Source organism: Lacrimispora sp. (assembly GCF_046972725.1).
In the GTDB taxonomy this organism is placed as follows: domain Bacteria; phylum Bacillota; class Clostridia; order Lachnospirales; family Lachnospiraceae; genus Lacrimispora.
In genome coordinates, this window is sequence record NZ_JBKVXF010000001.1 from 45,573 (window position 1) to 68,071 (window position 22,499).

General features: G+C 43.9%; 23 protein-coding genes. 18 read left to right on the forward strand and 5 right to left on the reverse strand.

The annotated features are described in order from the left end of the window. Nucleotides 1-132 precede the first annotated feature (132 nt). From ACLTWA_RS00230 to hslO, 3 genes are all read left to right on the forward strand, one after another. A complete protein-coding gene (locus tag ACLTWA_RS00230) occupies nucleotides 133-642 on the forward strand; it encodes an SEC-C metal-binding domain-containing protein (protein WP_412325555.1) in 510 nt (169 codons plus the stop codon). 108 nt (nucleotides 643-750) lie between these two features. Beyond that, nucleotides 751-1,509: a class I SAM-dependent DNA methyltransferase gene (locus tag ACLTWA_RS00235; protein ID WP_412327140.1), complete on the forward strand. Its 759-nt coding sequence runs from the start codon at nucleotides 751-753 to the stop codon at nucleotides 1,507-1,509. A gap of 1 nt (nucleotide 1,510) precedes the next feature. Further along, the gene (gene hslO, locus ACLTWA_RS00240; protein WP_412325556.1) at nucleotides 1,511-2,392 is read left to right on the forward strand and encodes an Hsp33 family molecular chaperone HslO; all 882 of its coding nucleotides are present in this window, start codon (nucleotides 1,511-1,513) and stop codon (nucleotides 2,390-2,392) included. A gap of 137 nt (nucleotides 2,393-2,529) precedes the next feature. On the opposite strand, the gene ACLTWA_RS00245 is transcribed toward hslO, so the two are convergent. Beyond that, the gene (locus ACLTWA_RS00245; RefSeq protein ID WP_025233342.1) at nucleotides 2,530-2,727 is read right to left on the reverse strand and encodes a cold shock domain-containing protein; all 198 of its coding nucleotides are present in this window, start codon (nucleotides 2,725-2,727) and stop codon (nucleotides 2,530-2,532) included. Between the two features lie 214 nt (nucleotides 2,728-2,941). On the opposite strand from ACLTWA_RS00245, the gene ACLTWA_RS00250 reads away from it, so the two are divergent. Both ACLTWA_RS00250 and ACLTWA_RS00255 read left to right on the forward strand, forming a co-directional pair. Next, nucleotides 2,942-3,487, forward strand: coding sequence for a DUF5662 family protein (locus ACLTWA_RS00250; protein ID WP_412325557.1), 546 nt, complete (start codon nucleotides 2,942-2,944; stop codon nucleotides 3,485-3,487). 41 nt (nucleotides 3,488-3,528) lie between these two features. Continuing rightward, nucleotides 3,529-4,338, forward strand: coding sequence for an AraC family transcriptional regulator (locus ACLTWA_RS00255; RefSeq protein WP_412325558.1), 810 nt, complete (start codon nucleotides 3,529-3,531; stop codon nucleotides 4,336-4,338). A gap of 9 nt (nucleotides 4,339-4,347) precedes the next feature. Here the strand turns inward: ACLTWA_RS00255 and ACLTWA_RS00260 are convergent, their stop codons facing one another. After that, complete coding sequence (locus ACLTWA_RS00260) at nucleotides 4,348-5,436, reverse strand: ribonuclease H-like domain-containing protein (protein WP_412325559.1); 1,089 nt, start codon at nucleotides 5,434-5,436, stop codon at nucleotides 4,348-4,350. A gap of 166 nt (nucleotides 5,437-5,602) precedes the next feature. Here ACLTWA_RS00260 and ruvA point away from each other — a divergent pair, with 166 nt between their 5' ends. The 7 genes from ruvA (at nucleotide 5,603) to ACLTWA_RS00295 (ending at nucleotide 13,273) form a co-directional block, all read left to right on the forward strand. After that, nucleotides 5,603-6,211 carry a Holliday junction branch migration protein RuvA gene (gene ruvA / locus ACLTWA_RS00265; RefSeq protein WP_412325560.1) on the forward strand — a complete coding sequence of 203 codons (609 nt, stop codon included), beginning with the start codon at nucleotides 5,603-5,605 and terminating at the stop codon, nucleotides 6,209-6,211. Between the two features lie 21 nt (nucleotides 6,212-6,232). Next, nucleotides 6,233-7,231 (forward strand): Holliday junction branch migration DNA helicase RuvB, encoded by a 999-nt coding sequence (gene ruvB / locus ACLTWA_RS00270; RefSeq protein ID WP_412325561.1) that lies wholly within the window; start codon nucleotides 6,233-6,235, stop codon nucleotides 7,229-7,231. 82 nt (nucleotides 7,232-7,313) lie between these two features. Then, the gene (locus ACLTWA_RS00275) at nucleotides 7,314-7,682 is read left to right on the forward strand and encodes a cell division protein ZapA (protein WP_412325562.1); all 369 of its coding nucleotides are present in this window, start codon (nucleotides 7,314-7,316) and stop codon (nucleotides 7,680-7,682) included. A gap of 120 nt (nucleotides 7,683-7,802) precedes the next feature. Further along, nucleotides 7,803-9,938, forward strand: coding sequence for a DUF3656 domain-containing U32 family peptidase (locus ACLTWA_RS00280; RefSeq protein ID WP_412327141.1), 2,136 nt, complete (start codon nucleotides 7,803-7,805; stop codon nucleotides 9,936-9,938). A 7-nt stretch (nucleotides 9,939-9,945) separates the two neighbouring features. Further along, a complete protein-coding gene (locus ACLTWA_RS00285; RefSeq protein WP_412325563.1) occupies nucleotides 9,946-11,271 on the forward strand; it encodes an FtsW/RodA/SpoVE family cell cycle protein in 1,326 nt (441 codons plus the stop codon). Next, on the forward strand, nucleotides 11,261-12,685 hold the full coding sequence (locus ACLTWA_RS00290) for a peptidoglycan D,D-transpeptidase FtsI family protein (RefSeq protein WP_412325564.1): 1,425 nt from the start codon (nucleotides 11,261-11,263) through the stop codon (nucleotides 12,683-12,685). The genes ACLTWA_RS00285 and ACLTWA_RS00290 overlap by 11 nt, the downstream gene beginning before the upstream one ends. 135 nt (nucleotides 12,686-12,820) lie before the next feature. Continuing rightward, nucleotides 12,821-13,273, forward strand: coding sequence for an NUDIX hydrolase (locus ACLTWA_RS00295; protein WP_002603763.1), 453 nt, complete (start codon nucleotides 12,821-12,823; stop codon nucleotides 13,271-13,273). Between the two features lie 76 nt (nucleotides 13,274-13,349). Here ACLTWA_RS00295 and ACLTWA_RS00300 read toward each other — a convergent pair whose 3' ends face one another. Then, nucleotides 13,350-14,171 (reverse strand): CZB domain-containing protein, encoded by an 822-nt coding sequence (locus ACLTWA_RS00300; protein WP_412325565.1) that lies wholly within the window; start codon nucleotides 14,169-14,171, stop codon nucleotides 13,350-13,352. 183 nt (nucleotides 14,172-14,354) lie between these two features. Here ACLTWA_RS00300 and ACLTWA_RS00305 point away from each other — a divergent pair, with 183 nt between their 5' ends. The 4 genes from ACLTWA_RS00305 to ACLTWA_RS00320 all read left to right on the forward strand — a co-directional run bounded on the left by ACLTWA_RS00305 (nucleotide 14,355) and on the right by ACLTWA_RS00320 (nucleotide 17,799). Beyond that, a complete protein-coding gene (locus ACLTWA_RS00305) occupies nucleotides 14,355-14,852 on the forward strand; it encodes an appr-1-p processing (RefSeq protein WP_412325566.1) in 498 nt (165 codons plus the stop codon). Nucleotides 14,853-14,876: 24 nt separating this feature from the next. Beyond that, nucleotides 14,877-15,110 carry a hypothetical protein gene (locus tag ACLTWA_RS00310; RefSeq protein ID WP_412325567.1) on the forward strand — a complete coding sequence of 78 codons (234 nt, stop codon included), beginning with the start codon at nucleotides 14,877-14,879 and terminating at the stop codon, nucleotides 15,108-15,110. Nucleotides 15,111-15,145: 35 nt separating this feature from the next. Continuing rightward, nucleotides 15,146-16,222: a 5'-3' exonuclease gene (locus tag ACLTWA_RS00315; protein ID WP_412325568.1), complete on the forward strand. Its 1,077-nt coding sequence runs from the start codon at nucleotides 15,146-15,148 to the stop codon at nucleotides 16,220-16,222. Nucleotides 16,223-16,302: 80 nt separating this feature from the next. After that, complete coding sequence (locus ACLTWA_RS00320; protein ID WP_412325569.1) at nucleotides 16,303-17,799, forward strand: carboxypeptidase M32; 1,497 nt, start codon at nucleotides 16,303-16,305, stop codon at nucleotides 17,797-17,799. Between the two features lie 66 nt (nucleotides 17,800-17,865). On the opposite strand, the gene ACLTWA_RS00325 is transcribed toward ACLTWA_RS00320, so the two are convergent. After that, on the reverse strand, nucleotides 17,866-18,702 hold the full coding sequence (locus ACLTWA_RS00325; RefSeq protein ID WP_412325570.1) for a YihY/virulence factor BrkB family protein: 837 nt from the start codon (nucleotides 18,700-18,702) through the stop codon (nucleotides 17,866-17,868). A 166-nt stretch (nucleotides 18,703-18,868) separates the two neighbouring features. Between ACLTWA_RS00325 and ACLTWA_RS00330 the strand changes: the two genes are divergently transcribed. Continuing rightward, complete coding sequence (locus ACLTWA_RS00330) at nucleotides 18,869-19,762, forward strand: SPL family radical SAM protein (RefSeq protein WP_412325571.1); 894 nt, start codon at nucleotides 18,869-18,871, stop codon at nucleotides 19,760-19,762. Here ACLTWA_RS00330 and ACLTWA_RS00335 read toward each other — a convergent pair. After that, complete coding sequence (locus tag ACLTWA_RS00335) at nucleotides 19,737-20,645, reverse strand: LysR family transcriptional regulator (protein WP_412325572.1); 909 nt, start codon at nucleotides 20,643-20,645, stop codon at nucleotides 19,737-19,739. The genes ACLTWA_RS00330 and ACLTWA_RS00335 overlap by 26 nt on opposite strands. Nucleotides 20,646-20,767: 122 nt before the next feature. Here ACLTWA_RS00335 and ACLTWA_RS00340 point away from each other — a divergent pair, with 122 nt between their 5' ends. After that, entirely contained in the window at nucleotides 20,768-22,498 is a 1,731-nt protein-coding gene (locus ACLTWA_RS00340) for an ABC transporter ATP-binding protein (RefSeq protein WP_412325573.1), read from the forward strand. The last annotated feature ends 1 nt before the right edge of the window (nucleotide 22,499 follow it).

Here is a 22,499-nt window from a genome sequence, read left to right on the forward strand (position 1 = left end):
GAAACCGGTGAAACTTCAGCCTGACGGCAGTTCTAAAACATATGACCGGACAGCTTGCAAAATCCATAAAGATGTTATATACTGTTTGATGGAGTATTACCAGAAATTAAGAGATAAAAGGATGGTTTAAGCATGACTATTTTAGAAAATTGGAGAAATCTGGCATATGGTGAGGGATTGGATGATAAAGGCAAAGAAGAATTATGGGCAGAGTATTTCAAGGTAGAAAAAGGAATCTATGAACATATTCTTTCAAAACCGGAAGAAGTCATTGAAGGAACCGTCGAAGAACTGGCAAAGAAATACGGCACCGATGTTCAGACGATGACCGGATTTTTAGATGGAATCAATGAAAGCTTAAAAGGATATGAAAATCCAATCGAGACCATGGATGAGAAAACGGTGGTCAAGATTGAGGTCGATACAGAAAAGCTGTATTATAATATGGTAGAGGCAAAGGCAGAATGGTTGTATAATCTTCCTCAGTGGGATAACATACTGACAGAGGATAAGAGAAAAGAACTGTATAAAAAGCAGAAAGCTTCCGGTACGGTTGTTAAGGGAGCGAAGATCGGAAGAAACGATCCATGTCCCTGCGGAAGCGGCAAGAAATATAAAAAGTGCTGTGGAAGCGGCCTGTAGAAAGACCGGGCGTTTCTTTTAAAGAAAAAAGAGACAGGAAGGCAGGTACCTCATAAGGGGCTACCTGCTTTGTTTTTAAAGTATGGACGCAGGAAAGGGAATGTGCAAATGGAGGCTTATGAGGGATTTGCAGAAGTCTACGATCTGTTTATGGACAACATTCCGTATGAAGACTGGTGCGGCTATGTTTCCGGTCTTTTAAGGGAATATGATATAAGCGATGGACTGGTTCTGGATCTTGGCTGCGGGACAGGAAGTCTGACGGAATTACTGGCAGATCGTGGGTATGATATGATAGGAGTGGATAACTCTGAAGACATGCTTCAGATTGCCATGGAAAAGAAGGCAGAGTCAGGAAAGGATATCCTCTACCTCATGCAGGATATGAGAGAATTCGAGCTTTACGGTACAGTCCGTGCAGTGATAAGCATCTGTGACTGTATGAATTATATTCTGGAATACGAGGAACTGACAAACGTGTTCCGTCTGGTCAATAATTATCTGGACCCCGGCGGAATCTTTATCTTTGATTTGAACACGGCCTATAAATATGAAAAAGTTATGGGCGATTCTACCATTGCGGAAGACCGGGAGGAATGCAGCTTTATCTGGGACAATTATTACGATAAAGAAACCGGGATCAATGAATATGGACTATCGCTGTTCATAAAGCAGGAAGAAGATTTATACCGCAAGTATACGGAATACCATTATCAGAAATCCTATACTTTGTCACAGGTTAAAGAGGCCATCGCAGAATCTGGAATGGAATTTGTGGCGGCGTATGATGCATTTACGAAAGAACCGGTAAAAGAGACCAGTGAGCGGATTTATATCATCGCAAGAGAACATGGAAAGGAGTTATAAAATGACGGATTATATTGTAAGAGCGACAGCAGGAGATCATCAGATCCGTGCCTTTGCTGCAACAACCAGAGAGCTGGTGGAGCATGCAAGACAGGCTCATAATACAAGTCCCATTGCAACTGCGGCTTTAGGAAGACTTTTGACAGCAGGCAGCATGATGGGAATCATGATGAAGGGAGAGGATGATCTGCTGACCATTAAGATTCAGGGTAGCGGTCCCATAGAAGGTCTTACCGTAACAGCCGATTCCAAAGGGAATGTAAAAGGCTATGCCTATAATCCCGGAGTCATGCTCCCGCCGAATCAGGATGGAAAGCTGGATGTCGGCGGTGCAGTAGGAGAAGGTGTATTGAGTGTGATCAAAGACATTGGCTTAAAAGAGCCGTATGTTGGTCAGACAATCCTGGTAGGCGGAGAAATTGCAGAAGATCTTACCTATTATTATGCCACATCAGAGCAGACTCCATCCTCCGTTGCACTGGGAGTCCTTATGAACAAGGAAAATACGGTGAAGCAGTCCGGTGGTTTTATCATACAGCTTCTTCCCGGAGCATCGGATGAGATTATAGACAAGCTTGAGAAAAAGCTGGGAGAAATCACCTCTATCACTTCGCTTTTGGATGAAGGAAAAACACCGGAGATGATTCTGGAGCATATTCTTGGAGATTTTGGAGTAGAGATGATGGAGCGGGTTCCTGTGCGATTCCACTGCAATTGTGATAAGAACAGAGTGGAAAAAGCATTGATCAGCATCGGAAGAAAAGAACTCCAGGAGATGATCGATGATGGAAAAAGTATAGAAGTGAATTGCCATTTCTGCAACAAAAATTACGAATTTACAGTGGAAGACCTGACGGATCTTTACGAAAAGGCCAATGGTTAAATGTCCCGCTTTCGGGATTATCCGCCTTTTCAAACCATCAAAAAGAGCCATCCAATCCGGGTGGCTCTAGTCGTAATCATGTGAAACAATATAACTTCTTCCTGTATATTGAAAAAAGGTACACTGATGAGCAATGATTATAATTTAGTAACGTTTGTTGCCTGTGGCCCCTTCGCTCCGTCAACTACATCGAACTCAACAGCTGCGCCTTCGTCTAAAGACTTAAAACCATCCATGCTAAGACCTGAGTAGTGAACAAATACATCGTTACCCTGTTCGTCGGAAATAAATCCGTAACCCTTTTGGTTGTTAAACCACTTAACTGTACCTTTCATTATGATACCTCCAAAACGAATAAAAAATTGTACTGCTACAGGATATCTGTAACTTCCCTAAGAATAGCATAAAACGGGGAAAGTGTCAAACATTTTCCGCCTTAAAAAACAAGAAATCACAAAAATAAATGAATGGTAAAAATGGGTGGTAAATACGGAGAAAATTGTGGTAGAATGGGAAAAGAATGCGACATAGGATAAGAAGGGATGAACAATGAAATTCAGAAATATTTGGGGACATTTCAGCACCGTAAACCGGCATAAGTTCCAGGTCATGAAGAACTGTTTTCGAGTGGGTCTTTATAAGCAGGGGCTTCTTCATGATTTATCAAAATTCAGCCCTCAGGAGTTTCTTGCAGGAGTTAGGTATTACCAGGGAAACCGAAGCCCTAACGCTGCGGAAAGAGAGGAAAAAGGATATTCCGGAGCATGGCTCCATCATAAGGGACGCAACAAGCATCATGATGAGTACTGGATTGATTTTTCCAAAGATTATTCCAAAGGCCTGGTAGGACTTAAGATGCCTTTAAAGTATGTGATTGAGATGGTCATCGACCGGATGGCTGCATGCAGAACCTATAAAGGCAAAAATTATACCGATGCGTCGCCCTGGGAATATTATATGCTGACAAAGCCTTATTCAGTAATTGCTCCGGAGACAAGAAAGCTGCTTGAGGAGCTTTTGCTTATGCTGAAAGAAGAAGGGGAAGAAAAAATGTTTGCATATATGAGAGAATTGCTGAAAAAAGGAGATTACTAAAAAGGAAGTACAAGCGATGATTCATTGAGCAGGAGCAGATCATGGAATTTATTATAAGCAGAACGAAACGTTCCTTTGAATTTAACATGGCCAACAGCCATTGGCATCCGTGGTATGAGCTGTTTTATCTGGAATCAGGGCATTGCAGATTATTGATTAATCATACCTTATATTATATCTCCCCGGGAGACTTATGCCTGATCTCTCCGGGAGAAATCCACCGTACGACCTACTATTCCAGTCCGGTAAATGAACGGGTCACTTTAAGTTTTGGAAAAGAGTATCTGGCCCCGATGGAAGAACAGTGCGGCACTCAGATGACCATGCACCTGTTCCGCAACCCCAGAATATCCATACCGGAAGGAAGACAGGCTTATGCGGAGGAACTGATAAAGAGAATGGAATATGAAGCGGCAGGGCAGGATGGATATTCCGGAGTGATGATGCAGAATTACCTTTATGAACTGCTGATTTTTCTATCCAGGTGTCAGGAAGCCAAGCCGGAACCGGTAAAGCTTCCGGTTGCGGAAAAAGCCATTGAGGAGGCGGCCGAATATATATACCATCATTATGCCTCACAGATCACTCTGGAGGAAGTGGCGGAGCGGATTCATATGAGCCCTGCTTATTTTTCCAGAAAGTTTAAAGCAGTCACCGGCTTTGGTTATAAGGAATACTTAACCAATATCCGTATCAGAAAAGCGGCAGACTTACTGTTGACCACCTCCAGGCCGATTACTGAAATCGCGGTGGAATGCGGATTCGGAGATGGAAATTACTTTGGGGATGCATTTAAAAAGATCAAAGGAGTTGCGCCCAGAGTCTTTAGAAAAATGAAGGGAATCGTATAACCGGCCCTGTTACAGGCTCTTGAGCAAATGACGGATGTATGTACTGGCATTCCCGGGATCTTCAAGCAGGCAGGGATCATAAGAAACATAAGTGATCTTGTCTTTGTATTCCATCTGAAGATAAGGAGACCATAATTGGGAAAACTGCGGAAGGTAAAGCCCGGACTGGCGGGTATAGCAGGTTTTTGCGGTGGCCTTGATCCTGGCTTCCTTATCCACGTATTCAGCCACACTTTTATGAATGGCTTTGTCTTCGTAAATCAGATAATAGTAATTTTTATAATCCGGATAGAAATATTTTAATTCCCCCTCATAAAGGTCAATGGTGATGGTCAGCTTTTCCTCTTCTGCCTCCAGAAGGACAAGGGAATTGGATTTTGAAAATCCTATGGGGACAGAAAATCCGTTTTTGCAGGTTAACCGCAAGGACCGGTGCTCCCGACCGAAGATATCCGGCTGGCTTATAAGCTCCTGACGCTCCAGTTTGAATTCCTCTTCCAGAAAATCCGGATAATTCAATATGGGGAGGATCAAAGGCATTCCCTTTAAATCATCTTCATTATGAAGGATTAGTAAGTCGAATAAAAAATTCTCATGGGTCATTAAATAATCTTTGTACACTTCAATGAGCTGCCCTCCGGAATAAAGGTCTTTTCGCTCCACCTTTAAAAATGCTTCAATGGCTTTCTGCTTCAAACTGGAAAGACCAAGGACTTCCCGGTAAGGGCGTATCTTTTTGTATATATCAAAGCTGTCCACCTCAGAAAAGTCATAAGAAAGCCCGTGAGCGCGGCAGCGCTTTAACAGGTAGGGAAGGTCAAACCCATCCCCGTTAAAATGTATGACTTTTCGGAATTCCTTTAAAAATTCAAAAAAGGTTAAAAGCAGCTCCTGTTCCGCGTCCAGCGTATCGGCAAACCACTGTACCAGATTCCAGGAGCCGTTGCGGTAGTATACGCAGCCGATTAAATACAAGGTGGAATACTCCCCTGAAAAACCGGTGGTCTCTATATCAAAAAACAGAAGATCATCCCGTCTGCCTATGCGGTCAAGGGGATAGGTCTCTTCAAATTCAATGGTTTTATGTAAGGTGATCATGAATGATTCCGTCCTTTCTTTCACAAATATTATAGCGGAAGCAGGTCCTTTCGTCAACGAAAACAGAATATTTGTTCGACTATCTGCTTGCATAACAACAGGCAGTATGCTATGATAAAAGCATTGAATATGAATACCAGAGAGAGCCAAAAGGAGACGGACGGATTTGATTTCTTTTGTTAAAGGGCCGGTGGCCGAAATCTTCGAGGACACGGTTGTAATCGAGTGTGGAAATATAGGCTACGAAATACACGTACCTGTGTCAGTGCTTCAGAAGCTGCCGGGAGTCGGCAGGGAAGCAAAACTTTATACATATTTTCAGGTAAGAGAGGATGCCATGTGTCTCTATGGGTTCTTAAACCGCCAGGACCTGCAGATATTTAAGCAGCTGATCAGTGTGAATGGAATTGGTCCCAAAGGAGCCCTTGGCGTGTTGTCTGCCCTGTCTCCTGATGATTTAAGGAGAGCCATTGTTTCCGGAGACGCAAAAGCCATTTCAAAGGCACCCGGCGTAGGTGCAAAAACAGCCCAGAGGATCATTCTGGATTTAAAGGACAAGATCGATCTTAAAGAGTTTTTGCTGCCTGTGCTTACAGAGGAAGAAAGCACCGGGTCCATAACAGGCGGAGTGGCAGGAGAAGCCATTGAGGCTCTGACAGCTCTCGGATATTCTTCTGTGGAGGCCGGACGTGCCGTTAAGAAAGTGGAAGTGACAGAATCCATGACAGCGGAAGATGTGCTGAAGGCATCCTTAAAACATTTGGCATTTTTATAGAGATAACGGGTAAAGGCAAAGATGGAACGAAGAATAATAACCACAGAGGTAACGGAAGAAGATAAGCAGATTGAGCCTGGTTTACGGCCTTTGTGTCTGCAGGAATACATTGGTCAGGAAAAGATCCGTACCAATTTAAAAGTGTATATTGAAGCCGCCAAAGCCAGAGGAGAATCCCTTGACCATGTGCTTTTTTACGGGCCTCCGGGTCTTGGCAAGACAACTCTTTCCGGGATTATCGCCAATGAGATGGGAGTTAATATAAAGATAACATCAGGACCGGCAATAGAAAAGCCTGGTGAGATCGCGGCGATTTTAAATAATCTGGAGGAAGGCGATGTGCTGTTCGTGGATGAGATCCACCGTCTGAACCGGCAGGTGGAGGAAGTCCTGTATCCGGCTATGGAGGATTTTGCCATTGATATTATGCTGGGGAAGGATTCTGCAGCAAGATCCATAAGACTGGATCTGCCCAGGTTTACTTTGGTAGGAGCGACTACAAGGGCCGGGCTTTTGACGGCTCCGTTGAGGGACCGTTTCGGAGTGGTACAGAAGCTGGAATTTTATACTCCGGAGGAACTTAAGGTCATTGTATGCCGATCCGCAAAGGTCCTTCATGTGGAGATCGAAGAAGACGGCGCAGCAGAGATCGCCAAACGGTCCAGAGGAACCCCCAGACTTGCAAACCGTCTGTTAAAGAGAGTACGTGATTTTGCCCAGGTAAAATACGATGGTATTATTACCAGAGAAGTGGCAGATTTTGCACTGGATATCCTTGATGTGGATAAGTTTGGTCTTGATTACAATGACCGGGCCATTTTGACCACAATGATCGAGAAATTTTCCGGCGGGCCGGTTGGCCTGGATACCCTGGCCGCGGCTTTGGGCGAGGATGCCGGAACCTTAGAAGATGTTTATGAGCCCTATCTGCTGATGAACGGATTTATAAACCGCACCTCCCGGGGACGTGTTGCTACCGAACGGGCCTATCATCATCTTGGGATTGCCATGGAACCGTGACGAGCCTGAATTTTAGAACTTTCCTAACGCTATAAAGTGTGATATAGTAAAGAAAGAGCAAATGATAACAGGAGAGAATAACATGGATTCCAAACACAATACTGAAGTTTTAATCGATGGCAAGATTTATACATTAGCTGGAAGTGAAGAAGAAGGATACATTCAGCGTCTGGCCAGTTATATCAATGAGATGGTTCTGACATTAAAGCGTCAGGAAGGGTTCACAAAGCAGAGTGCGGAGTACCAGAATGTTATGATAGAGCTGAATATGGCGGATGATTATTTCAAAGCCAGAGAGCAGATTGCAAGATTGGAGCAGCAGAAGGCGGAGATGGAGAAAGAGACGTACAGCTTAAAGCATGAGCTGGTGGCGACTCAGATGAAGCTTGAGGCCGTCAAAGCGGAACTGGAAGAAGCAAAGAAGCTGGCGGACAGTGAAAAAAAGGAATAAACAGGAGGGGATGTTCTATGGCAGAGCCATGGCATCCTCTCTTTCATCAATAGAGGGATTCAGGAGGCATATGTGAAGAAAGCGGTAGAAATTCTTGCTCCGGCAGGATCATTGGAAAGCATGAAGGCAGCGGTTGCGGCGGGAGCTGATGCCGTCTATATGGGAGGCAGCAGATTCGGTGCCAGAGCATTTGCACAAAACCCGGAAGAGGACAAGCTTCTGGAAGCCATAGATTATGTGCATCTGCATGGACGGAAGCTGTATCTTACGGTCAATACGCTGATGAAGGAACAGGAGATGGAGGAACTTTTTGATTATCTTCTTCCTTATTACAAACAGGGGCTTGATGCGGCGATTGTTCAGGATATGGGCGTTCTTTCCTATATAAAAGAAAAATTTCCCGCACTTCCCATCCATGCGAGTACTCAAATGACCATTACAGGCGCCTATGGTGCTGCTATGTTAAAGGATCTGGGAGCCGAGCGGGTAGTGACGGCCAGAGAATTGTCCTTAAAGGATATTGAAAAGATTCGTGACCAGGTCGATGTGGAGATCGAAAGCTTTGTACACGGCGCATTATGTTACTGTTATTCCGGGCAGTGTCTTTTCAGCAGTCTGATCGGCGGGAGGAGCGGAAACCGGGGGAGGTGTGCCCAAACCTGCCGTCTTCCTTTTGAGGTTAAGAAGAACGGAAAGACGCTTGGGAAAAAAGAGGACCGTTATTGCCTGAGCCTTAAGGATTTAAGCACCCTGGATCTGATTCCGGATATGATTGAGGCAGGTGTCTATTCCATGAAGATCGAAGGAAGAATGAAAAGTCCCAGATATACGGCCGGAGTGGTAAGCATTTACCGTAAATATGCGGACCTCTACCTTAGCCAGGGAAGAGAAGGATATCAGGTCATGGAAGAGGACCGGAAGACTTTGCTGGATTTATTTGACCGGGGAGGTCAGACCGACGGGTATTATAAGCGCCATAACGGACGGGATATGGTGGTCTGGAAGGAAAAACCTTCTTTTCGGGAAGGGAATCAGGCCTTATTTGATTATTTGGATAAGAATTATGTGGAAAAAGAGATAAAAGAACCGGTCAGAGGTCATGCTTTCCTGGAAGAAGGCCAGAGGGCCTGTCTGCGGTTAGAAGCCTGCGGACATGAGGTTACGATCACAGGGGACCTGGTACAGACAGCTCAAAACCAGCCGATGACAGAAGAAAAAGTGAAAAAGCAGCTTGAAAAGACCGGGAATACTCCTTTTTATTTTGAACGTCTTGAGATACAGCTGAATGGAAATGTATTCCTTCCGGTCCAGTCTTTGAATGAGCTTCGCCGCCGGGGGCTGGAAGAACTTGAGCAGGCTGTTTTAAAGGATTACCGGAGAGAATATGGACAAAGTATTCTTAAAGCAGAAGAAAGTCCAGCTTTTGTGAAGAAAAAGTCACTTGAAGTTCCAAAGCTGACGGTTTCTCTGGAGCGGCCGGATTGTCTGGAGGCAGCGGCAGAAAGCAATCAGGTAGGCCGCATTTATATCGATGCTGCGGAATTTGAACCGGGCCGGTGGAGCACTTATGCAGACCTATGCCGCAGGAATGGCAAGGAATGTATGCTTACCATGCCTCACATTTTCCGTGAACAGGCAGAGCAGTTCTTTGACAGATACAAAAAAGAACTTGAAGAAGCCGGGTTTGACGGCTTTTTGATCCGTTCTCTGGAGGAAGTCGGGTATCTAAAGCAAAAGGGAATCAAAGGAGATCTGGTATTTGATTTCGGCGTATATGGAATGAACCGCTGGTCCCAGAAGCTGCTGTTAAAGCTGGGAGCGGATGAGCTTACCTGGCCGGTGGAATTAAACAGCAGAGAACTGGGAAAACTAAGCGTTCCGGGGGAGCTTTTGATATATGGCAGACTGCCTATGATGGTAACTGCACAGTGTATCCATCAGGGAACCGAACAGTGTGATAAAAGTCCTGCGGTACTTATGCTCAAAGACCGTATGGGCAAAGAGTTTCCTGTAAAAAACCACTGCAGATTTTGTTATAATTCCATTTATAATTCTGCTCCGGTATCTCTTCATGGTTTTGATGATGCGGTAAAGGCTTTAGCACCGTCTTCCCTGCGGCTTCAGTTTACCACTGAGGATCAAGGGCAGACAGAAGCAGTAATAAGATATTTTTCAGAGGAGTTTTATCAGGGGCAGAGAGCAAAACTGCCGTTTGATGAGTTTACAAGAGGTCATTTTAAACGCGGTGTAGAGTAGGTGGCATATGATTAATCTGATAATTGACGTATCCAGATATCTGATGATACTGTTGATCGCTTTATACACATATTTTAATTTTCGTGTATTTTCCATACAGGATGAATTCAGAAAAAATAAAATCTGCAGACGCCAGAATTTTGCCATGTTCCTGATTCATCTTCTGGCTTATCTCATTATATGGTTTGAGACGGAAGATGAACGGGTGCTGGTATTTTATCTGGCGCAGGTTTTGTTCTTCTTTCTATATCTGTGCCTGTACCGGTTGTTTTACCGGAATGCATCCAGACTTCTGGTCAATAATATGTGCATGCTCTTGACGGTAGGCTTTATTATGCTGACCAGACTTTCCTTTGACCGTGCCATGAAGCAGTTTGTCATCGTCGTGGCGGCGGCTCTGGTCACCTGGGTGATTCCTTTCATTATTGACCGTGTCTGGCAGTTAAGCAAAATCCCGTGGTTCTACGGCATCGGGGGACTTTTGCTTCTTGGTATCGTATGCTTGGCAGGAACCAGCAGTTATGGTGCCCAGCTTTCTCTTGGACTGGGCGAATTCTCCTTTCAGCCGTCAGAGTTTGTAAAAATCAGTTATGTATTTTTTGTCGCTACCATGTTTTACCGCTCTACCAGCTTAAAGACCGTACTTCTCGTTACCGGAATTGCATCCCTTCATGTTCTGATCCTTGTGCTGTCGAAAGATTTGGGAAGTGCTCTTATATTCTTTGTGACCTATGTTTTTATGCTGTTTGTTGCGACGGGGAAGTGGCTGTATCTTCTGGCTGGGGCAGGCGGAGGTGTTTTGGCTTCTTTACTTGCCTATCAGATCTTTGCCCATGTAAGGACCCGTATTTTGGCCTGGCTGAATCCATGGTCTGATATTGCCGGTAAAGGGTATCAGATTACCCAGTCCTTATTTGCCATAGGCACCGGAGGATGGTTTGGTATGGGACTTTACCGGGGCCTTCCAAGAAAGATTCCGGTGGTGGAAAAGGACTTTATTTTTTCTGCCGTTTCTGAAGAACTGGGCGGGGTCTTTGCATTATGTATCCTGTTTATCTGTCTTGGATGTTTTTTGCAGTTCATGATGATTGCCGGCCGGATGCAGGCAGTGTTTTATAAGCTGATCGCATTTGGCCTTGGAACCATTTACATTATCCAGGTGTTTTTAACCGTAGGCGGTGTGACCAAATTTATTCCCTCCACCGGTGTGACACTTCCGTTTGTAAGCTACGGCGGAAGCTCAATTTTAAGTACATTTATTATTTTCGGAATCATCCAGGGGCTGTATGTTTTAAAGCGCAATGAAGAGGAAGAAGAGGAATATGAAGACTAATTCAAATCCAAAAGCAAACCGCCATATGCTGATACTCACCTATGGAGTCGTGCTTTTATTTGCAGGACTGACGGCTTATTACTGCTATTTTTTATTCGTAAAAAGTGATACCGTGATCAACAATTCCTATAATGCAAGGCTGGACAGCTTTGCAGACCGTGTGGTGCGGGGAGAGATAAGAAGCAATGACGGAAGGGTTCTTGCACGTACCGAGGTGGACGGGGAAGGAAATGAAACCAGGGTCTACCCCTTTGATTCTTTGTTTGCCCATGTAGTAGGATATTCTTCCAATGGAAAAACCGGCCTGGAAGCAGTTTCTAATTTTTATCTGCTTACCAGCCATGTAAACATCATAGAACAGGTGGTAAATGAACTGTCTTCCATAAAGAATCAGGGAGATAATGTGGTGTCTACCCTTGATGTGGATATGCAGAAAAAAGCCTATGACGCTTTGGGGGGCAGGAATGGGGCTGTTGTGGTTATGGAACCGGACACCGGGAAGATCCTGGCCATGGTATCAAAACCGGATTATAACCCCAACACCCTGCCTGCCGACTGGGAGCATCTGGTGGCAGAAGAAAATACATCTGGCCAGCTTTTAAACCGGGCCACACAGGGGCTGTATCCTCCCGGCTCCACCTTTAAGGTGGTAACGGCTTTGGAATATATGAGAGAAAATCCAGCAGGTTACAGAAATTATACCTTTGACTGTAATGGAATCTATAAAAATGGGGAGTATGCTATCAAATGCTATCATGAAACGGCCCATGGACATCAGGATTTCCAGCAGGCATTTGCAAATTCCTGCAACGGAGCATTTGCAAATCTGGGACTTTCTCTGGATTTAAACGGTTTAAAAAATACGGCGAACCAGCTTCTGTTTAATTCAGATCTGGCACTTCCGGTCGCTTACAATAAAAGCTCCTATTCCATGAGTGCAGGTGCAGATACGTGGCAGATACTGCAAACCTCCATCGGACAGGGACAAACCCAGATTACCCCCATTCATAATGCCATGATGACAGCGGCCATCGCAAACGGCGGTACGCTTATGAAACCGTATCTCATCGATCATGTGGAAAATGCGGGCGGAGATATGATCAAAAAATTCATGCCCCAGTCCTACGGGAATTTAATGACCGCAGAGGAGTCCTCGGCATTGACGGAATTTATGAGATCGGTGGTTACAGATGGCACTGGCTCTGCCCTTCGGACAGATGCCTATACGGTGGCAGGAAAAACCGGTTCTGCAGAGTTTGAAACGGGAAAAGATACCCATGCATGGTTTATCGGATTTGCACCTGCCGAGCATCCAAGGGTGGTTGTCAGCGTGATTGTAGAGGAGGGAGGGTCCGGCGGACAGACCGCAGCTCCCATAGCCAGAGCACTTTTTGATTTATACTTTTCCAGATGATGAAAGATATGATATTGCTTTCCGTGATTACAGACTTGCATATAAGGCTAAAAAGAGGTATACTATAGCCAGTCTATGAGACACACCAAAATCGGAATTTTCAAGAGATGTCCGGTTCACTCTGGAGGAATTGCAATGATAGAAGCAACGAGTTGTGGCGGTGTGGTTATTTTTCGAGGTAAAATTCTGGTTTTGTATAAGAATTACAAGAACAAATATGAAGGTTGGGTTTTGCCGAAGGGAACAGTAGAAGCGGGTGAAGAGTATAAAGAGACGGCGCTCCGGGAAGTAAAGGAAGAAACAGGGGTCAGTGCGTCCATTATCAAGTACATCGGCAAGAGCCAGTACTCTTTTAACACGCCCCAGGATATGGTGGAAAAGGATGTACACTGGTATCTAATGATGGCCGACAGCTATTACAGTAAACCACAGCGGGAAGAATATTTTATTGATTCAGGATATTACAAGTTCCATGAAGCGTATCATCTTCTTAAATTTTCCAATGAAAAACAGATTTTAGAAAAAGCATATAATGAATATCTGGATTTAAAGAAGAGCAACCTTTGGGGTAATAAGAAGTATTTCTGAACGGATAACAGCAAGAGCCGGAAAAGTGATATATCACTTTTCCGGCTCTTGCCTGCAAAAAGAGTTAATCTGCAAGTTAAAAGGCAGACTCAAGCTCTGCTAATTTCATTATAAGATTCTGTATATCCAATTCAAAAATAAGACTCTCCTGCCGGCTGCTTTCCATGACATTGCCAATAAAGGAAGAACGGTTGACTATAGGTTCCTGCTGGCGTTCGGCAATCACTTCAAGATCTTCTACCGAAACGATTTCGTCAACCACAATTCCCCAGGTAAGACCATCTAAGATAAGAACCATTTCCTTAAAGATTGAGGAACGGAATATTTCTTTCGTCTGGTCCAGAAGGGTTAAGATGGTGGGCATATATTCTTCCTTTGCCAGTCTTAAAATCTCTGATAAACGTGCCTGTTGTTCCTCATCGTCCTTATTCCTCATACAGTATTCTGCTAAAGCGGCAGACTGATGCAGCTTTTCATGAGGTTCTTCCATTTTACGAAGATGAGAACTTACCGCCTGGTTGTCGGTGGTGTATCTGTCGTACCACTTTCCAAGGGCACACTGGTGAGAATCCTTTGCCAGGGAAAAGGTTCCACCTTCTGTTATATAGCGTTCCAATTCTTTTACCCAGTTTATGTGATCCTGCTTTCTGGCGTCAATCATCGCTTCAAAATCACTGCATTCGCTGGCAATGGATTTCAGCCCGAAAGTAATACGCAGATCCAGCATCTGAATGACCTGGTCCCGGTATTTGAACATGCCTGTCACATTGGCAGGGGCGGCTGGGATGGTGCTGTATTCCGGAATCTGCACAATGGTCGATACGTGTTTGCTGTTGATGCAGTAAAGGGAATTATTGAGTTTGAATATTATGTATGGACATTTGATTTCGTTTTCCATTTTTATTGATACCTTACCTTTTTCCTTCGTATTTTACTTGATATTATAGAACTTATTTTAATATAGTTCAACGGCTTTTGAGGAAAAATATGTTTTAAAACTTTATGATAAGACTATGAATAACTGGAAAATCAGGGTATAATGATACTGGATATCGGATTTGATTTATTTGGAGGGAAAAAAATGATAAAGTACTATGACGGCGATATCTTTTCTTCTGATGCAGATATCATATGCCATCAGGTGAATTGCCAGGGCGTCTTTGAACGGGGACTTAACGGTCAAATTAAGAAAATGTTCCCCGAAGTAGAAAAGACTTATAAGATATTAACAAAACAATGGCAGGATCAGGCCGGTGGAAAGACCTCTGAATTGCTTGGAAGGGTTTCTGCCCAGCCGGTAAAGAAGGATGACCGGTGGTTTTTAATTGCCAACTTATACGGTCAGGATAATTATGGAAAAAACGGTCTCTATACCGATTATAAGGCTTTGGAAAAAGCCGTTCAGGAGATACGGGATTTTGTAGATGTCAGGAATAAGCAGGAAAAGATCGCATTTCCTTATAAAATAGGCTGCGGCAATGCCGGAGGCGATTGGGAGATTGTGAAAGATATTCTGGAGAGAGTTTTTAAAGGGTATCAAGGGGAAGTTCAGATTTGGAATCATGAAAAGGTGAAATAACCGTTGTGTCCAGGAGGAATGAACATGGCAAAGGTAAGCTCATTGAGCCGCAGTATCAATACATTTTACGTGGAATGGAGTGCACTTAACCACTACTTATCATCCTATGAATGTGATAGGAATGGAATTGCGTATATTGGATTTTCAGATCCGCGGGTTCAAAAGCTTTGGAAGGGATTATCCGCTCAGGAGCGCCGGGAGATTATGAAGCGCTTAGGGGCTAAAAATGAAACAGAATTGCTGAATTATTTCACTTGATTCCATAACGGGTCAGGGGAAGAATGGAGAATTACATGTCAGAAAGAAAATTTGTAGTAGTTGACGGATCTTCTATGCTGTCGACATGCTATTATGCGGTTTTGCCCAGAGAAATTATGTTCGCCAAGACAGAAGAGGAAAAGCAAAGGCATTATGATAAGATCCTTCACGCAAAGGATGGAACTTATACCAATGCCATATTCGGTATGCTAAAGATGGTGGTTTCTCTGATGAAAAAGCAGCAGCCGGATCATGTGGCTTTTGTTTTTGATAAAACCAGGGACACCTTCCGCAGAGAATTATATGCCGATTATAAAGGAACAAGGGGTGTGACCCCGGAACCCTTAAAAAGCCAGTTTGTACTTATGGAACAGATTCTGGAAGAAGTTGGTTTTCAGGTGCTTTACAGCGACCGGTATGAAGCCGATGACTATGCGGGGAGCCTTGTTATGAAGTTTCGGAAGGAGATTCCCATGATTCTTATGACAAAGGACCACGATTACCTCCAGCTGGTGAATGATGAATTCAATGTTCGTGCATGGATGGTCCAGTCCCGACAGGAAAAAGCGGATGAGCTGTATAAGAAATACTATTCTTTCTACGGAATTACAAAACAAGAAGTCAATTTGCCTGAAAAGGTATTTGAATATACATCGGATACCGTGTTTTATGAAGAAGGAGTAAGGCCGGAACAGATTGCAGACCTAAAGGCGATTCAGGGCGATGCCTCAGATAATATTCCCGGTGTAAAAGGCGTGAGCAGTGCTGCTCCTTTGCTGCTTCGCGAATATGGTACCGTGGAAGAGATTTACCGTGCCATACATGAAGCGGAAGAAGATAAAAAACGTTTAAAAGAATTACAGGATTTTTGGAAAATTGAACTGGGGATTTCCCGTTCTCCATATAAAGCACTGACAAAAACCAGTGAGGAAGAGCTTTGCGGAGAAAAAGCCGCCATGATATCCAAGGAACTTGCAACCATGAAGATGGATATTCCGATTGACCTGGAACTTTCCGCATTTACTGCTGAATCCTATCAGGAGGAAAAGGTCCGGGAATGGCTTTTAAAGCTTGATATTAAGGAGGCTTCCATATTTGGAACAGGAATGTGATGCAAAGAAAAGTATTTTTTCATACCCTTTGGAGACACTCATAAAGGATACGCCTTATTTTAATAAAGGAGAGACTGAATATGAATAAAACTTATGAAGCATTGACCTCGTTATTGGAAAGAACAATGGCATTACAGACATCTCTTGTCCTTTTTGAGTGGGACAACGAAACCCTTGCACCGGAAGAGGCCGGTTCTTATACGGCAAAAGTGATCGGTGCGCTTTCCGAAGAGTATTACAGGAATATAACAGGAGATGAGATGGGGAAAGCAATCGAAGCCTGTGAGAAAGAGGAAAGTCTTCAAAAGGTGGAGCGGGCTGTGGTGAAAGCCGCCAGGGAGGCCAGGGAAGAACTGATCTGTATTCCGGTGAAAGAATATAGAGAAAATGCCCAGTTGGTGGCAGAGGCCGCAAAGGTCTGGTCGAAAGCTAAGAAAGACGAAGATTTTGATTCCTTTGCACCGACTCTTGAGAAAGTTATCAGTTTTAGAAAGAAATTTGCTTCTTATCGTAAAAAAGAAGGCCAGAAACTCTACGATACCATGCTGAACGAGTTTGAGAAAGATTTTAATGAGGAACTTCTTGATGAATTTTTCGGCCAGTTGAAGAAGGAGATCGTTCCCTTGTTAAAGGAAATCATGGAGAGCAAAAAGACCATTGATGATTCTTTCCTGACTGGCGGTTATCCGGTAGAAAAGCAGAGGAAGATGGCACAATTCCTTGCAGAATATGTGGGATTTGACTTTAAAAAAGGTGTTCTATCGGTAAGTGCCCATCCTTTTACCACCAATCTCCATAACCATGACGTGAGGATCACTACCAGCTACCATGATAAGATGGACAGTTCCATGTTCTCTGTTATCCACGAAGCAGGACATGGTCTTTACGAACTCGGCATCAGCGATGAGATCACTCAGACGCCGGTAGGACAGGGAACCTCCATGGGTATGCATGAATCCCAGTCCCGCTTCTTTGAGAACATCATTGGAAGAAATGAAGCGTTCTGGGAACCGATATATGGAAAATTGACAGAGCTTTATCCGGACCGGTTAAAAGACATACCATTGAAAACCTTTGTAGAAGCGATCAACAAGGTGGAGCCGAACCTGATTCGAACGGAAGCAGATGAGCTTACTTACAGCCTTCATATCATGATCCGGTATGAGATAGAAAAGATGATCATAGAGGAAGACATTGATTTAAAAGAACTTCCCGGCATCTGGGCAGACAAATACGAAGAATATCTGGGTGTCCGCCCCGAAAAGTTTTCCGAAGGGATTCTTCAGGACATTCACTGGTCCCAGAGCTCTTTTGGTTATTTTCCATCCTATGCCTTGGGGAATGCCTTTGGAGCACAGCTGTATTATCACATGAAAAAGGAAATGGATTTTGACGGACTTTTGCGGACAGGAAAGATCAGCGTGATCCGGGAGTATTTACGGGAGCATGTGCACAAGTTCGGAAAAATGAAAACCAGCCGTGAGATATTAAAGGATGTGACTGGAGAGGACTTTAACCCTGATTATTTCATTCAGTACTTAAAGGAGAAATACCGCAAGCTGTATGAATTGCCGTAAGTGAACCAGAAAATATGATTATAATAAGACCCCAGAAGCAAATGGAACTTCACTTCTGGGGCCTTGTTATGAGCGCTTTTGTCCTTTGTGATATTTCGCATAGAAGTAATTGATCTCAGCTCCGAAGAACAGGATGCAGATACAGGTATAGAGCCAGAGCATCAACAGCACAATGGCAGTAAGGCTGCCGTACATTACCGAATAATTTCCGAAATTATTAAAATAGATGGAAAATATAAAGGAGAAAGAAATCCAGCCAACGGTGGAAAAAACAGCACCCGGAAACTGCTTTAAGAACTGCTGCTTTTTAATGGGCACATACGTATAAAGAACTGCAAAGCAGATGGTTAATATGAAGATAAGCATGGTCCGAAAGGTAATTACATATTGGGTGATCTCACCGAGAAGGGGAAAGTGGCGGTTCAGCAGATTCTGTAAGCTGCCTCCCAATACCAAAAGCACAAGTGTCAAAATGCATATGATCATAAAAACCACAGTATATCCGGTGCAGATGATTCTGGTCATCAGATAGCTTCTTTTTTTCGGCTGGTCAAAGACCCGGTTTAATCCCCGTTCAATGCTTAACATTCCCCGGGAGGAAGACCAGATGGCTGCCACAGCACTGACGGAAAGAACGGCTACAGGAGTGTTGGTATAAAGATTGTCGATAACAGTTACGATTACGCTGTTCATCTCCATGGTATTGGGTACGACCGTAATCACAAGCTGTAAAAGATTGGCTTTTGTAATAGGCGGAATAAACTGAACCAGTGCAAGCAAGACCATCATAAAAGGAAATGCTGCAATAATTGAAAAAAATGAGGCCTGGGCAGCGTAAACAGTCATTTCATCCTTGCCATATTTATCATAGATCTGTTTACATCGCAATAAGAATTGAATCATAATGTCTCCCTTTTCGTATTTTACTCTGCAATTGTATGTGTGGCAGAGCAATCAGGCTTACTGCTATAAGCATATTATCATAGGACAAAAAAAATATCAAGGACGTTGCAAAGGATAAATTTTGAATCAAAAAAATGAGATTTTTCGATCTGAAAAGGAGGAGACGGTGGAATATATTCCTGCAAAAAACATAGTGACAAAGACAAACAGTCCCGGCAGTTGGTTTGGAATCGATTATAATATGAATATTTACAGAGGGTGCTGCCATGGCTGTATTTACTGCGACAGCCGCTCCGACTGCTATCGGATCGACCGTTTTGATACCGTAAGGGTGAAAGAAGATGCGCTTCCAATCATTCGGGACGATCTCAGACGTAAGGTAAAAACAGGCGTTGTTGGCACCGGTGCCATGAGCGACCCCTACAATCCTTTTGAAAAAGAAATGGAGCTTACAAGACATGCATTGGAATTAATCGATGCCTTTGGCTTTGGCGCAGCCATAGCAACCAAAAGTGCATTGCTGAAACGGGATCTGGATGTGCTTTTGGGGATAAAGGAACATTCGCCGGTTATCTGTAAAGTGACGGTGACTACAGCCGATGACGGTCTGGCCAAAAAGGTTGAACCTCGTGTGTCTTTGCCCTCACAACGGCTTGAGCTTATCCAGACTTTGAGAGAAAAAGGCATATTTGCAGGCATTCTAATGATGCCTGTTCTTCCCTTTCTGGAGGACAGTGAAGACAGCATTCTATCTATTATAAAGGCGGCCCATGAAGTAGACGCTGATTTTATCTATCCGTCTTTTGGTGTAACGCTGCGCAACAATCAAAGGGAATGGTACTTTGACCGTCTGCGGGAGCAGTTTCCGGAGCGTGATCTGGTGTCGGAGTATATGAAGCATTACAAAAACAGTTACCAGTGCCCGTCTCCCAAAAGTAAAAAGCTATGGCATGTATTTTCTAAAGAATGCGAGCGTTACGGTATTTTATACCGTATGCCTGATATCATCCATTCTTATAAGAAGAATTACCAGTTCACTCAGTTGAGTCTGTTTGATTAAGTGAAGCGTACTCTTTGGCAAAACAAGATACGAATTCCTTGGCGATATTTGATACGTAGCCGTTCTTTTTATATACGGCAGCAATCCGTGTAACGGTATCGTCTGAATCGATCTTGCGGAACACCAGTCCGGAGCTGTTTTCCATCTCACTGATGGACTTTGGAACCAGGGCGATTCCAAGACCGGATTTTGCCCATTGCAGACATGTCCTTGCATCATCATTGCGGCAGAAGATATAAGGTTCAAGGCCAATGTTTTGAAAGGCAGTGGATATGATGGCGTCAAAACGGCGGTAATAGATCAGCGGCTTGCCGGAAAGCTCCGTCAGTTTGATTGTATCAGTGGGTATTTCAGAAAAAAAGGAAGGGTCCCCCACCGCCATCAGCGGTTCTTCCTGACCATAGACGCATTCAAAGCCTTTTTCATAAAAAGGGGTGCGGATCACGGCACATTCAATGATCCCGTTTTTCATTTTCTCCATAAGCTCATAAGTATTGCCTTCTGTAATTTCAAACCGCACATTGGGATGGGACATGCAGAATGCCTTTATGAAACGGTTTATAAGATTTCCTGATGAAGAGATCGTACCAAGCTTTAAGATACCTTTTGCAGAGGAAGGAAAATAATGCAGTTCTTCTTTGACGGCCTCCATCATGGAAAGGATATCCCTGGCCCGGGAATATAGAAATGCACCGGCTTCCGTCAGCTCTGTCTTTCTGGAACCTCTCTCTAACAGTTTGACTCCCAGTTCTTCTTCCAGAAGCATAATTTGTTTGCTCAAGGGAGGCTGTGACAGTCCGAGCTTTTTTGATGCAGCGGTAAAACTACCGGTTTCTGATATCGTTAAAAAATAATATAGCTGTTTTGAATTAATTGGATTCATTTGGCACATCCTTTATTTCATATTGTTTTGTTATTTATACTTGTAATATTATAACAGAATGATATAATATTACAATGTAATATTCCAAAAAACTATTAATATCGAAAGCGGAGGATTTTAGAATGAAGGGACTCCTGAAATATCTGAAAAATTATAAGCTGGAAAGTGTCCTGGGACCGTTGTTTAAGCTTCTGGAAGCCAGCTTTGAACTTATGGTGCCGCTGGTCATGGCCAAGGTCATTGATGTGGGCATCAAGTCGCAGGATAATCCTTATATCCTAAAGATGGGAGGTCTGCTGGTTCTTCTTGGGATCATTGGACTTGCAAGCTCTGTAACTGCACAGTATTTTGCGGCAAAAGCAGCGGCCGGTTTTGGAACCTCTTTGAGGAATGATTTATTTGCCCATATCAACAGGCTTTCCTATCGGGAGATCGATACCGTTGGAACGGCCACACTCATTACCAGAATGACCAGTGACGCCAATCAGGTACAGTCCGGAGTAAACATGTTCCTTCGCCTGTTTTTGCGTTCCCCGTTCGTTGTATTCGGGGCGATGATCATGGCATTTACCATCAACTTTCGGGCGGCCCTGGTTTTTGTTGTGACTATCCCTATATTATCTGCAGTTATATTCGGAATTATGATGATCAGCATGCCTTTGTACCGGAAAGTTCAAAAGCAGCTGGATCAGGTCCTTTTAACTGCCAGAGAAAATCTGATGGGTGTCCGTGTCATCCGTGCCTTTAACCGCCAGGAGGATGAGATACGGAAATTTGATGAGGAAAACGGTCTTTTTGTCAGATTCCAGGTATTCGTCGGAAAAATATCAGCATTAATGAATCCTCTTACTTATGTAATCATTAACCTTGCCATCATTGTTTTGATAAATACCGGTGCAGGAAGAGTGAATCAGGGAATCATCAGCCAGGGCCAGGTCGTTGCTTTGGTAAACTACATGTCTCAGATTCTGGTAGAACTCGTAAAACTGGCCAATTTAATCATTACCATGTCAAAAGCACTGGCTTGTGCAAACCGGATCAATTCTGTATTCAGCCGGGAACCGGGGATCGTGGAATCGGTTCATACAGAGGTGACAGAAGTGCCTGATGCTCCGAAAGTTGCCTTTGACCGCATGAATTTTTACTATGCGGGAGCAAAAGCCCCGGCACTCAGCAATATTTCCTTTCAGGCGAAAAAAGGAGAGACAATCGGTATCATCGGAGGTACTGGTTCCGGTAAGTCCACGTTGGTGAATCTCATTCCAAGATTTTATGATGTGACAGACGGTTCTGTAAACGTAGGCGGCATCGATGTCAGAGAGTATCCCCTGGGCCAGCTTCGGGAACTGGTGGGAATTGTTCCCCAGAAATCCGTACTGTTTAAGGGGACTCTGCGTGAAAACATGCAGTGGGGCAAAAAGGATGCCACGGATGAAGAGATTTATAAGGCACTTGAAATTGCGCAGGCAAAAGAGTTTGTGGAAGAAAAGGGAGAAGGTCTTGATTTTACCATACAGGCAGGCGGCCAAAACTTATCAGGGGGTCAAAGACAAAGACTTACCATTGCAAGAGCGCTGGTCAAGGAGCCGCAGATACTGATTATGGATGACAGCGCCTCTGCATTGGATTTTGCGACGGATGCAAGACTTCGGAAGGCAATCAAAGAGGGCACGAAAGACATGACCGTATTTATCGTTTCTCAAAGAGCTTCCACCATAAAGAATGCGGATCAGATCGTGGTTCTTGATGATGGAAAGATGGCAGGCTGCGGAAACCATAAAGAATTATTGCAGACCTGTGAAGTGTACCGGGAAATTTGTCTGTCCCAGTTATCAGAAAAGGAGGTGCAGTAAA

Bases quoted from the DNA above. Each gene is read 5' to 3' on its own strand.
- ACLTWA_RS00280 (WP_412327141.1), top strand. From the start codon at position 7,803: ATGAAGGCAGCGGTTGCGGCGGGAGCTGATGCCGTCTATATGGGAGGC.
- ACLTWA_RS00250 (WP_412325557.1), top strand. From the start codon at position 2,942: ATGAAATTCAGAAATATTTGGGGACATTTCAGCACCGTAAACCGGCAT.
- ACLTWA_RS00300 (WP_412325565.1), bottom strand. From the start codon at position 14,171: ATGGAAAACGAAATCAAATGTCCATACATAATATTCAAACTCAATAAT.
- ACLTWA_RS00320 (WP_412325569.1), top strand. From the start codon at position 16,303: ATGAATAAAACTTATGAAGCATTGACCTCGTTATTGGAAAGAACAATG.
- ACLTWA_RS00230 (WP_412325555.1), top strand. From the start codon at position 133: ATGACTATTTTAGAAAATTGGAGAAATCTGGCATATGGTGAGGGATTG.
- ACLTWA_RS00235 (WP_412327140.1), top strand. From the start codon at position 751: ATGGAGGCTTATGAGGGATTTGCAGAAGTCTACGATCTGTTTATGGAC.
- ruvB (WP_412325561.1), top strand. From the start codon at position 6,233: ATGGAACGAAGAATAATAACCACAGAGGTAACGGAAGAAGATAAGCAG.
- ACLTWA_RS00260 (WP_412325559.1), bottom strand. From the start codon at position 5,436: ATGATCACCTTACATAAAACCATTGAATTTGAAGAGACCTATCCCCTT.
- ACLTWA_RS00310 (WP_412325567.1), top strand. From the start codon at position 14,877: ATGGCAAAGGTAAGCTCATTGAGCCGCAGTATCAATACATTTTACGTG.
- ACLTWA_RS00275 (WP_412325562.1), top strand. From the start codon at position 7,314: ATGGATTCCAAACACAATACTGAAGTTTTAATCGATGGCAAGATTTAT.
- ACLTWA_RS00290 (WP_412325564.1), top strand. From the start codon at position 11,261: ATGAAGACTAATTCAAATCCAAAAGCAAACCGCCATATGCTGATACTC.
- ACLTWA_RS00305 (WP_412325566.1), top strand. From the start codon at position 14,355: ATGATAAAGTACTATGACGGCGATATCTTTTCTTCTGATGCAGATATC.
- ACLTWA_RS00340 (WP_412325573.1), top strand. From the start codon at position 20,768: ATGAAGGGACTCCTGAAATATCTGAAAAATTATAAGCTGGAAAGTGTC.
- ACLTWA_RS00335 (WP_412325572.1), bottom strand. From the start codon at position 20,645: ATGAATCCAATTAATTCAAAACAGCTATATTATTTTTTAACGATATCA.
- ACLTWA_RS00295 (WP_002603763.1), top strand. From the start codon at position 12,821: ATGATAGAAGCAACGAGTTGTGGCGGTGTGGTTATTTTTCGAGGTAAA.
- hslO (WP_412325556.1), top strand. From the start codon at position 1,511: ATGACGGATTATATTGTAAGAGCGACAGCAGGAGATCATCAGATCCGT.
- ACLTWA_RS00325 (WP_412325570.1), bottom strand. From the start codon at position 18,702: ATGATTCAATTCTTATTGCGATGTAAACAGATCTATGATAAATATGGC.
- ACLTWA_RS00245 (WP_025233342.1), bottom strand. From the start codon at position 2,727: ATGAAAGGTACAGTTAAGTGGTTTAACAACCAAAAGGGTTACGGATTT.
- ACLTWA_RS00255 (WP_412325558.1), top strand. From the start codon at position 3,529: ATGGAATTTATTATAAGCAGAACGAAACGTTCCTTTGAATTTAACATG.
- ACLTWA_RS00315 (WP_412325568.1), top strand. From the start codon at position 15,146: ATGTCAGAAAGAAAATTTGTAGTAGTTGACGGATCTTCTATGCTGTCG.
- ACLTWA_RS00285 (WP_412325563.1), top strand. From the start codon at position 9,946: ATGATTAATCTGATAATTGACGTATCCAGATATCTGATGATACTGTTG.